Source organism: Rossellomorea aquimaris TF-12 (assembly GCF_001648555.1).
GTDB lineage: Bacteria > Bacillota > Bacilli > Bacillales > Bacillaceae_B > Rossellomorea > Rossellomorea aquimaris.
The window spans coordinates 41,925-52,097 of record NZ_LQXM01000018.1 but is presented as its reverse complement, the minus strand read 5'-3'; the positions used below and the strand labels follow the sequence as shown (position 1 = coordinate 52,097).

Below are 10,173 nucleotides of genomic sequence, written 5' to 3'. Positions count from 1 at the left end.
ATGGACGCACCGCTGGTGTACCAGTTGTCTTGCCAAAGGCATCGCTGGGTAGCTATGTGCGGAAGGGATAAGTGCTGAAAGCATCTAAGCATGAAGCCCCCCTCGAGATGAGATTTCCCATCACTTTATGTGAGTAAGATCCCTAGAAGATGACTAGGTAGATAGGTCAGAGGTGGAAGCATGGCGACATGTGGAGCTGACTGATACTAATCGATCGAGGACTTAACCACACAGTATCATTTTGAAAATGAACAACATTGGTCGGTATTCGGCTTTCTTGACATCAACTCTTTATCTAGTTTTGAAGGAACAACCTTCAATGAAATATTCGTCTGGTGATTATGGCGAAGAGGTCACACCCGTTCCCATGCCGAACACGGAAGTTAAGCTCTTCAGCGCCAATGGTAGTTGGGGGATCTCCCCCTGTGAGAGTAGGACGTCGCCAGGCGAATCATTTATTTTTGCACAATCTAAGTGAAAGTGCATAACATATCATTATATTATCGTCGCGGGGTGGAGCAGTTCGGTAGCTCGTCGGGCTCATAACCCGAAGGTCACAGGTTCAAATCCTGTCCCCGCAACCAAATGGTCCGGTAGTTCAGTTGGTTAGAATGCCTGCCTGTCACGCAGGAGGTCGCGGGTTCGAGTCCCGTCCGGACCGCCATTTTTTAAAACGTAAACGAAACTAAGTTTCGTTTTTTTTGTTTTTCAGGAACTTTTTTAGTAAAAAGGTATTGAGTAATGATCAGGTGGGGGATGCATGAGTGCTTCTGTCTTAATCGAATAGAATACTGAGTGAGAGTGCTAGTCCGTTTATGGAGCTAGTGCTTTTTTGATGTAACATATAGGGACGGACCATTGAACGCAAAAAAATTAAAATAGAAAATGATTGTTTTTCTTATCTTAAAATTTGGCCAATGTAGAGGAGATATATTATCAAACATTCTGAAGGCTTTGGACTTGTGCATACAGGCCAAAATAGCTTAATTCTCTAACAAAATAAAGAGTTTTATAGAGAAAGCATTTTTTTATTATCAACAATGCACGTTTATTATCACCCCGCTCCAAACCTGACTAAAAATCAAAATATAAACCTTCTGCAAACAACCAACTTTTCGCTTATTCTGTCATTTTGGAGTGATTTTTCTTCTGAAATTGAGGTAAACTTGGACCGACTGCTCAAAATAGCATGTTTTTTAAACAAAATGAAGAGTATCATAGAGAATAACTTTTTTTATTATCGACTTTTGAATATATATTAGCAACAATCGAACTTTTATTATCAAGAATGAAGGATTTATTATCAACTAGGCGAATTCAGAAGAATATATTCTTAACTATTGACGTTTATAATGAACTAATAAACTTTATTATCAACAATGCACGTTTATTATCACCCCGCTCCCATCCTGACTAAAAACCTCCACCCAATCAACAAAACCTCCAACCTACCACCAACACTTTACTCAAATACCCCAAAAAGGGTAAACTACATATATACATTCTCCCTTAGGGTAACGATTTATATCCTAGGGGTTTTTTATACTCTAATAGTGTTGAGGAGATAATCATGAATCAGTTTGAGTTTATTACGAATAGTGCCGAGGAGACGGGAATGTTTGCTGAGAGATTAGCTCATTACCTGCAACGCGGAGATGTGTTAACATTAGAAGGTGATCTTGGTGCAGGAAAAACGACTTTTACCAAAGGGTTAGCAAAAGGGCTTGATATTTCAAGAAATGTAAATAGTCCAACCTTCACGATCATTAAAGAATATAGAGGTCGTATGCCTCTTTATCATATGGATGTTTATCGATTAGATGATTCTTTTGAAGATTTGGGCTTTGATGAGTATTTTGAAGGTGAAGGTGTGACGGTGGTTGAGTGGGCACACTTAATTCAAGACCAGCTACCTGAGGAATTACTAAGCCTTTCGATTTTTCGAGAAGGAGACACTTCTCGAAAAATTGTGTTAAAGCCGTTTGGTACAAGATATGAAGAGTTATGTAAGGAGGTTATGTCATGAAAATTTTATCAATCGATACCTCCAACTACCCATTGGGAGTAGCTTTAATTGAAGAGAATAAAGTGATTGGCGAGTACATCACGAATATTAAAAAGAATCATTCTGTACGAGCCATGCCGGCGATACAACAGTTATTAAAAGACTGTGATACAGAGCCAAAGGAGTTAACGAAGATTGTCGTTGCCAATGGACCTGGTTCATATACAGGGGTCCGGATTGGGGTTACGCTGGCTAAAACTCTTGCATGGTCATTAAATATACCCCTTATCCCTGTTTCAAGTTTAGCTACCTTAGCTTCATCAGGGAGAAACTTCAATGGATATATTGCTCCAATATTTGATGCTAGGCGAGGTCAGGTATATACGGGGCTTTATAAGTTCGATGGTGATCAATTAATTCAAGAAGTAGAAGATTGCAATATTTTATTAGAAGAATGGGCAAGAAAGCTAAAGGATTACGATCAAGATATATTATTTATAGGGAATGATGTATCCATTCATGAGCAAGTGATTAAAGAAGTACTTGGTGATAAGGCGAAACTAGCTCCGTTTGTTAGTCATAATCCCCGTCCTTCAGAGCTTGCCTATATCGGAGCAGGCTTAGAAGAAACATCTGCTCATGAGGTCTTACCTAATTATATCCGATTAGCTGAAGCTGAAGTAAAGTGGTTAGAATCTCAAAAGATAAAGGATCGTTAGAAAAATGGACATTCGCTTTATGACGATTGACGATTTAGATGCTGTAATGGAAATAGAACATGAGTCTTTTACTATCCCTTGGAATCGAGATGCTTTTATTAATGAAATACAACAGAATCACTTATCTACATATATCGTAATAGAGGATGAACAACGAGTAGTGGGCTATTGTGGAGTCTGGTTAGTTGTGGATGAAGCACATATTACGAATGTAGCTGTATTACCTAGCTATCGAGGTTTAGGTTTAGGGGAAGATCTTATGAGAAGGATTATGGATATAGCGAAAGAAGTTGGTGCTCGAGTGATGACACTAGAAGTGCGAGTCAGCAATCAGGCTGCTCAGCATTTATATCGTAAGCTTGGCTTCCAAGATGGAGGCATTCGGAAAAGATATTATTCAGATAATCAAGAAGATGCTTTAGTTATGTGGGTGAATTTATGAAAAAAGATACGTTTGTATTAGGAATTGAGACGAGCTGTGACGAAACAGCCGTAGCCATTATTAAAAATGGAACAGAAATTGTAACGAATATTGTTTCCTCTCAAATCGAGAGTCATAAACGATTTGGGGGAGTTGTCCCTGAAATTGCATCGCGTCATCATGTAGAGCAAGTAACATTTGTTTTAGAGGAAGCTCTTCAACAAGGGAACATGACGATGGAAGATATTGATTGCATTGCTGTTACAGAAGGTCCAGGCTTAGTGGGTGCCCTTTTAATTGGTGTAAATGCTGCTAAGGCGCTTGCCTTTGCACATAACAAACCATTAGTAGGAGTTCATCACATAGCAGGACATATTTATGCCAATCGACTCGTAAAGGAAATGATCTTTCCGCTTCTTTCCTTAGTGGTTTCAGGCGGACACACGGAGCTTGTTTTAATGAAAGAGCATGGTTCGTTCCAAGTAATCGGTGAAACAAGAGATGATGCTGCTGGCGAAGCCTATGATAAAGTGGCTCGAACATTGAGCTTGCCTTATCCTGGTGGACCTCATATTGATCGCTTAGCTCAAGAGGGGCAACCAACCTTGGATTTACCAAGGGCATGGCTGGAAGAAGGATCCTATGATTTTAGCTTTAGTGGATTAAAATCAGCTGTTATTAACACGTTGCACAATGCAAAGCAAAAGGGTGATACCATTCATCCACAAGACTTAGCAGCAAGCTTTCAAGCTAGTGTGATTGAAGTATTGGTAACGAAAACCCTGAAGGCTACAAAGGAATATGATGTGAAGCAAGTGTTGTTAGCAGGCGGAGTAGCTGCGAATAAAGGTTTAAGAGCTTCATTAGACGAAGCGTTTAATCATGTAGACGCAGAACTAGTCATTCCACCTTTATCACTTTGTACAGATAATGCAGCTATGATTGCAGCAGCAGGTACTGTTTTATTCGAACAAGGTAAAAGAGGAAGCATGGATATGAATGCTAATCCTGGTCTGGATATAGAGAACTTTTGAAAACGAGAAAGCTTAACGAGGTGACAAAAACTTCGTTAAGCTTTTTTGTGGATAAAATGTGTGTACGTGAGAAAAAACAGAGCGAACATATGTTTTATCAACAGTCTGTGGATAATATGTTAATAACTGTTCAAAAGTTGTGAACACTCTGTGAAAAAGTCCTGCGAAAAATGTACTATAATTTGGAAATGAATGTGGATAAGTGGACGATTGATTGTGGATAATGTGGAAAACTCCTGTGAATAACGGAAAATCAATCTTTAGAGTGTGGACAACTATGTGGAATAAAAAAGGTTTGGGTCGGTCAGCCGATACCCAAACCTGTGGATTATTCTTCTTCTTGAACGAGTTCCTCTAATTCTGTCCACTCTTCTAATAGCTTGTCGAGATTCTCTTTGGCAAAAGTGAGATCGTCATTAATCTCTTGAACTTTTTCGTGATCTTGAAAAATATCGGGATCACAGAGCAAGTCTTCTTTTCCTTGGATAAGGTCTTCCAGTGTTTCCATTTCTGTTTCGATTTCTTCTATTCTACGTTTTCGTTGACGCTCAAGTTTTTTAGCTTCTTTATCTATTTTATGATGTTGTTTTTGAGGCTTAGCTTGTTGGAAGGAGTGATCTCCATTTTCCAAACGCTCTAGTTGAGCAAGCTCCTCCTGCTGTTGAAGCTTTTCTACATAGTAGTCGTAGTCGCCTAAGTACTCAGTAGATCCCTTTTTAGATAGCTCGAGTACCTTTGTCGCAATCCTGTTGATAAAATATCGATCATGGGAGACAAACAGAATCGTCCCGGGATAATCAATGAGGGCGTTTTCTAACACTTCTTTACTGTCTAAATCAAGATGGTTGGTAGGCTCATCTAGAATGAGGACGTTTCCTTTTTCCATCATTAATTTAGATAAGGCAAGACGGGCTTTTTCACCGCCACTTAGGGTTGAGACAGGCTTTAATACATCTTCACCAGAAAAGAGAAAGTTTCCTAGCACTGTTCTAATTTCCTTTTCATTCTTCATGGGGTATTCATCCCATAGTTCATTTAAGACTGTTTTATTAGAAGAGAGTTCTGCTTGTTCTTGGTCGTAATAACTAATAGATACATTCGACCCGAATTTATAATCTCCTGATAAAGGGGTCAGCTTTTGAACGAACGTTTTAAGAAGAGTAGATTTCCCAATCCCATTAGGACCCACTAAAGCAATGCTATCTCCTTTTTTTACGGTAAAGTCAATATGAGAGGCGATCTCTTCCTGTTGACTGTAGCCGATGGATAGATCTTGAACATGAAGGACGTCATTTCCGCTTGGCCGATCGATTTGGAATGCGAAATTGGCGGATTTTTCGTCGCCAAGAGGCTTGTCCATTAAATCCATTCGTTCTAATTTCTTTCGGCGGCTTTGAGCCATTTTGGTAGTAGATGCCCGGGCAATATTCCTTTGGATAAAATCCTCAAGCTTTGCTACTTCCTGTTGTTGACGTTCAAAGAGCTTTACGTCTTTTTCATAGTCTTCGGCCTTTTGATCGAGGTACTTACTGTAATTACCAGGGAACTTCTTACTCCGTTTTCGTGATATTTCATATACCTGGTTCACGACACTATCTAAGAAGTAGCGGTCATGGGATACGATCAGCACAGCTCCCTCGTAGCTCTGAAGGTAGGTTTCAAGCCAGGACAATGTTTCAATATCCAAATGATTTGTCGGTTCATCGAGAATTAAAATATCAGGCTTTGTTAATAGTAGTTTCCCTAGTGCTAAACGAGTTTTCTGGCCACCACTTAAGGTGGAAATCTTTGTTTCATAGTCAAAATCAGCGAAGTTTAGTCCGTGTAAAACCGATCGAATGTCAGCTTCGTATTGATAGCCACCAGACTCTTTAAAGCTTACTTGTAGTTCATCATATTCCTTTAAGACACGCTGATAGATGTCTTCCTGTTCATAGACGGATGGATCCGCCATTTGCTTCTCTAATGTTCTCAATTGGGTTTCCTGTTTTCGCAGTTTTTCAAAAACCGTTAGCATTTCTGACCAAATGGATAACTCAGATTCTAAGCCAGTGTTTTGAGCAAGGTATCCAATCGTCACACCTTTAGGCTTCGTAATGTCTCCACTATCATAAGAAAGCTGACCAGCAATTATTTTTAAAAGAGTCGATTTTCCTGCGCCGTTTCGTCCAACGAGAGCCACTCGATCTCTTGTCTGTATCTCAAGTTTAATATTTGATAGGATATTATCTGCACCAAAGTTTTTCGTAAGTTGATTCACTTGTAGTAGAATCATGACGTTTCACCTCTATTTCCTAGTGATAGTGTACCGTATTTAGGTGGAAGGTGACAATAAATCAGGTGTAGGAAGACAATTATTGTTCATACACTTGGGGTAAAATATAGTGTATGATGAGAAGGAAAGACAAAATGACCTAGACATTTTGGAAGCGTTATCAAGACATTACCCGTAATAGGTTTTAAATAGATGTGGGGGAATACGAAATGAATCAGGATACAACGAAAATTCCACAGGCAACAGCGAAGCGCCTACCGCTGTATTATCGCTTTATTAAAAATTTGTCCTCGTCGGGTAAGCAGAGGGTTTCATCAAAAGAATTAAGTGAAGCCGTAAAAGTAGATTCTGCAACCATACGAAGAGACTTTTCTTATTTTGGAGCGTTAGGTAAAAAGGGATATGGCTATAATGTAAATTACCTTCTCTCTTTTTTCAGAAAGACGTTAGATCAGGATGCCTTGACAAAGGTAGTGTTAATAGGAGTTGGAAATTTAGGGACAGCCTTTCTTCATTATAATTTTATTAAAAACAATAATACCAAGATTGAAATGGCATTTGAGGTAGATACTGATAAGGTTGGCAGCCATATTGGTGAGGTACCTGTTTTTCACTTGGATGATTTAGAGAAGAAGTTGGAGGGGCATGATATTGAAGTAGCGATCTTAACGGTTCCGGCATCTTCTGCTCAGAATATCACAGACCGATTAGTTTCCTCTAACATAAAGGGAATTCTTAATTTTACACCTGCCAGATTAACGGTGCCGGATCACATTCGTGTCCACCACATTGATCTAGCCGTAGAACTTCAGTCCCTTGTATACTTTTTAAAGCATTATTCTGAGGATGACACGGAAATGTCACAAGATGGAATGATATCGGAATAGAAAAATATGCTTGTTTACGTTATGATAGTATTGTAAAAGAGGAGGTGTCTCATTATGCCAGGTCCAGGTAGCCTCGTATTAATCGCAATTGTTGCTATACTTATCTTTGGTCCTAAGAAATTACCAGAGTTAGGGAAAGCGTTTGGAAATACATTACGTGAGTTTAAAAATGCAACAAAAGGCTTAGCAGATGATGAAGACGATAAAAGCAAAAATGCTAAGTAAGGTAGGATGAATTCCATGAGTCAAAGTCAAAGAGACATGACAGTTTATGAACATATAGGAGAATTGCAAAAACGACTCATGTTTGTAGTCGTTTTCTTCTTGTTAGCGGTTGTAGTAAGCTTCTTTCTTGCCGAACCGTTAATTCGATATTTGCAGCATGCGGATGAAGCGAAAGAATTAACAATGAACGCCTTTCGTATCACAGATCCTCTCAAGATCTATATGGAAATGATCATGTTCATTGCTTTAATCATGACATCACCAGTTATTCTATTTCAAGTATGGTCGTTCGTAAGTCCAGGCTTACTTGATAAAGAGAGAAAGGTAACGTTAAGCTATATTCCCATCTCTCTTCTATTATTTTTAGGTGGATTGTCATTTTCTTATTTTATTCTGTTTCCATACATTGTGAAGTTTATGATGGGATTATCAACCAACTTAGATATTCAACAAGTTATTGGAATAAATGAATACTTTCATTTCTTATTTCAAATCACCATTCCATTTGGTTTTCTCTTTCAATTACCAGTAGCGATGCTATTTCTGACCAGGTTAGGAATAATTACTCCAATGCTGATGAGTAAGATGAGAAAAGGAGCTTATTTCTTATTATTAGTAATAGCTGCTCTTATCACTCCGCCAGACATTGTGTCTCACTTAATGGTAACCGTACCTTTATTCATCCTCTATGAAATCAGTCTTTGGATTTCAAAGATTGGTTATAAAAAGGTATTGGAAGCTGAACAAAAGCTAGAAATGGAGCAGTATGAAAATATAAATAAGGATTGATCTCATAGAGATCAATCCTTATTTTTTTTATTATTGAGTTGTTGTTTAAGCTTAAAATGCAGCATGACCATTCTTAAACCTGAACCGAAATCCAGGGTAGCTAGAAAGACAAGCATATAAGTGAAAAATCCCCAACCATCCTTCTGTACATTTCCTATGGCAATGTATGTGAATAGTATCCCAAGTAGGAGATAGATCACTCCTGAGAAAAGCGGTGATCTCCTCATAGAAACAATCCTCCAATAAAGCCTTGAATTTTTTCAGCTTCGTTTAACATTTTTTCAATTTCGTCCTTATAAATAGATTGCATTAGAACCACTGTTGTATTCATGGCAACATGAGCAAATATTGGAACCAGGATTCGCTTCGTTTTCACATATAAGAAGGCGAATGTAAAGCCCATAGCAGAATAAAGAATCACATGCTCCGGCTCAAAATGTGCAAGGGCAAAAATAACGGAACTGATGAGTGCTGCAAAGAAGAAGTTCATCTTCTCATAAAGGACACCGAAAATAATCTTTCGAAAAACGATTTCCTCTAAAATAGGACCAATGATCGCAGCCACCATCATGGATAATGGAACCTTCTCAATAATCCCGATAATCATTTTGGTATTCTCTGAGCCCATTTGAATGCCTAAGGCGTATTCGATTTGCACGGCAATGGTTTGAGCCGTAAACGCCATAAAGATTCCCACAACAGCCCATACGATTGAACTCCCAGCGTTGAGAGGAGAGGTTCTTTCAAGCTGCGTGCTTGTTTCACTCTTTCTTAAAATCCCCCATACAACAAGAAGAGTTAACGAAAAGCTGATGATGAGCCAGTAACCAGGGACGATTTCATCCAGTCTGTCATTTGTCAGACCGAGTACGTCACCACCAATTTTATATAATAGTGGAATCCCCACTATGCTAGACAACTGCATAACAATATAGGCAATTAAGATAAATCCAAAGTGTTTTTTCAACGTTTTATCTCCTTTTGTATCAGAACGAACAATTTATCATTTCTAACAGACTCTTGTACAATTCTACTAAGAATTGAGGAAGTGTTCAAATGTAAGGGGTTTTGGATGTGGATTTTGTTACTTTATAACATGAGTTCAGTTTGGCTCAGTCAGTTAGTATGTGCTGGATGGTGAGTCGTGACAGAACAGAGATTCTAGTACAAAGCTGAAATTAATCACTTCTCAGTTTGAAAAGTGTTTTCTAAAAGTTCATTGTATTTATTTCAGATTTTTAAAGAAATAAACGCTGAGTAAGTTGATTGGAGCGAAAATCACTATCTTTTCTTAAATAGCAACAATCATTTAGAAAACAGCCCTTTAACATTAGGAATAAACAAAAATATAAGGGCATAGGATAGGAGGGTGTGAAAAAAAGAGAAATATGACGAAAAAAATTTCAAGCAGGACTCTTGCAAAATGAAAACGAATTATTTAATATAATAGTTGTGTTAGCACTCACTGTGTAGGAGTGCTAATAAATATCATTTTACATAATTTCAAGGAGGTTGTTTCACTTGTTAAAACCACTAGGTGATCGTGTCGTTATCGAGCTAGTTGAGTCAGAAGAAAAAACAGCAAGCGGTATTGTACTACCTGATTCCGCAAAGGAAAAGCCACAAGAAGGTAAAGTTATGGCTGTAGGTACGGGTCGTGTCCTTGACAGCGGTGAGCGTGTAGCTCTTGAGGTTGCTGTCGGCGATCGAATCATCTTCTCAAAATATGCTGGTACAGAAGTGAAATACCAAGGCGTAGAATATTTAATCCTTCGTGATAGCGATATTCTAGCTGTAGTTGGCGAATAATCAAACGAA

At 38.5% G+C, this 10,173-nt stretch carries 11 protein-coding genes, 2 tRNA genes and 2 rRNA genes; 12 read left to right on the top strand and 3 right to left on the bottom strand.

Annotated features, from left to right (window positions below; all coding sequences use genetic code 11):
* From IQI_RS02600 to tsaD, 8 genes are all read left to right on the top strand, one after another.
* Positions 1 to 230 (top strand): 23S ribosomal RNA (locus IQI_RS02600); the annotation flags it as partial.
* Between the two features lie 101 nt (positions 231 to 331).
* Positions 332 to 448 (top strand): 5S ribosomal RNA (gene rrf, locus IQI_RS02595).
* A 59-nt stretch (positions 449 to 507) separates the two neighbouring features.
* Positions 508 to 584: transfer RNA gene (locus IQI_RS02590), tRNA-Met, on the top strand.
* 3 nt (positions 585 to 587) lie between these two features.
* Positions 588 to 664: transfer RNA gene (locus IQI_RS02585), tRNA-Asp, on the top strand.
* 906 nt (positions 665 to 1,570) lie between these two features.
* Positions 1,571 to 2,026, top strand: a complete 456-nt coding sequence (gene tsaE, locus IQI_RS02580; RefSeq protein WP_064091182.1) for a tRNA (adenosine(37)-N6)-threonylcarbamoyltransferase complex ATPase subunit type 1 TsaE — start codon at positions 1,571 to 1,573, stop codon at positions 2,024 to 2,026.
* Positions 2,023 to 2,724 carry a tRNA (adenosine(37)-N6)-threonylcarbamoyltransferase complex dimerization subunit type 1 TsaB gene (tsaB, locus tag IQI_RS02575; protein ID WP_064091181.1) on the top strand — a complete coding sequence of 234 codons (702 nt, stop codon included), beginning with the start codon at positions 2,023 to 2,025 and terminating at the stop codon, positions 2,722 to 2,724. The genes tsaE and tsaB overlap by 4 nt, the downstream gene beginning before the upstream one ends.
* Before the next feature lie 4 nt (positions 2,725 to 2,728).
* Complete coding sequence (gene rimI, locus IQI_RS02570) at positions 2,729 to 3,166, top strand: ribosomal protein S18-alanine N-acetyltransferase (RefSeq protein WP_064091180.1); 438 nt, start codon at positions 2,729 to 2,731, stop codon at positions 3,164 to 3,166.
* Positions 3,163 to 4,179 carry a tRNA (adenosine(37)-N6)-threonylcarbamoyltransferase complex transferase subunit TsaD gene (gene tsaD, locus IQI_RS02565; RefSeq protein ID WP_064091179.1) on the top strand — a complete coding sequence of 339 codons (1,017 nt, stop codon included), beginning with the start codon at positions 3,163 to 3,165 and terminating at the stop codon, positions 4,177 to 4,179. The genes rimI and tsaD overlap by 4 nt, the downstream gene beginning before the upstream one ends.
* A gap of 328 nt (positions 4,180 to 4,507) precedes the next feature.
* Here tsaD and IQI_RS02560 read toward each other — a convergent pair whose 3' ends face one another.
* Positions 4,508 to 6,454, bottom strand: a complete 1,947-nt coding sequence (locus tag IQI_RS02560) for an ABC-F family ATP-binding cassette domain-containing protein (RefSeq protein WP_064091178.1) — start codon at positions 6,452 to 6,454, stop codon at positions 4,508 to 4,510.
* Between the two features lie 209 nt (positions 6,455 to 6,663).
* On the opposite strand from IQI_RS02560, the gene IQI_RS02555 reads away from it, so the two are divergent.
* Genes IQI_RS02555 through tatC form a run of 3 tightly spaced genes read left to right on the top strand, consistent with a single transcriptional unit; the run spans position 6,664 to position 8,355 of the window.
* The gene (locus tag IQI_RS02555) at positions 6,664 to 7,341 is read left to right on the top strand and encodes a redox-sensing transcriptional repressor Rex (protein ID WP_064091177.1); all 678 of its coding nucleotides are present in this window, start codon (positions 6,664 to 6,666) and stop codon (positions 7,339 to 7,341) included.
* A gap of 54 nt (positions 7,342 to 7,395) precedes the next feature.
* The gene (locus IQI_RS02550) at positions 7,396 to 7,566 is read left to right on the top strand and encodes a twin-arginine translocase TatA/TatE family subunit (RefSeq protein ID WP_064091176.1); all 171 of its coding nucleotides are present in this window, start codon (positions 7,396 to 7,398) and stop codon (positions 7,564 to 7,566) included.
* 15 nt (positions 7,567 to 7,581) lie between these two features.
* Positions 7,582 to 8,355, top strand: coding sequence for a twin-arginine translocase subunit TatC (gene tatC, locus IQI_RS02545; RefSeq protein ID WP_064091175.1), 774 nt, complete (start codon positions 7,582 to 7,584; stop codon positions 8,353 to 8,355).
* An 11-nt stretch (positions 8,356 to 8,366) separates the two neighbouring features.
* On the opposite strand, the gene IQI_RS02540 is transcribed toward tatC, so the two are convergent.
* Positions 8,367 to 8,582 (bottom strand): YdiK family protein, encoded by a 216-nt coding sequence (locus IQI_RS02540; protein WP_064091174.1) that lies wholly within the window; start codon positions 8,580 to 8,582, stop codon positions 8,367 to 8,369.
* Positions 8,579 to 9,322 (bottom strand): CPBP family intramembrane glutamic endopeptidase, encoded by a 744-nt coding sequence (locus IQI_RS02535; protein WP_064091173.1) that lies wholly within the window; start codon positions 9,320 to 9,322, stop codon positions 8,579 to 8,581. Before IQI_RS02535 ends, IQI_RS02540 begins: the two co-directional genes overlap by 4 nt.
* A gap of 554 nt (positions 9,323 to 9,876) precedes the next feature.
* On the opposite strand from IQI_RS02535, the gene groES reads away from it, so the two are divergent.
* Entirely contained in the window at positions 9,877 to 10,164 is a 288-nt protein-coding gene (groES, locus tag IQI_RS02530) for a co-chaperone GroES (protein ID WP_064091172.1), read from the top strand.
* The last annotated feature ends 9 nt before the right edge of the window (positions 10,165 to 10,173 follow it).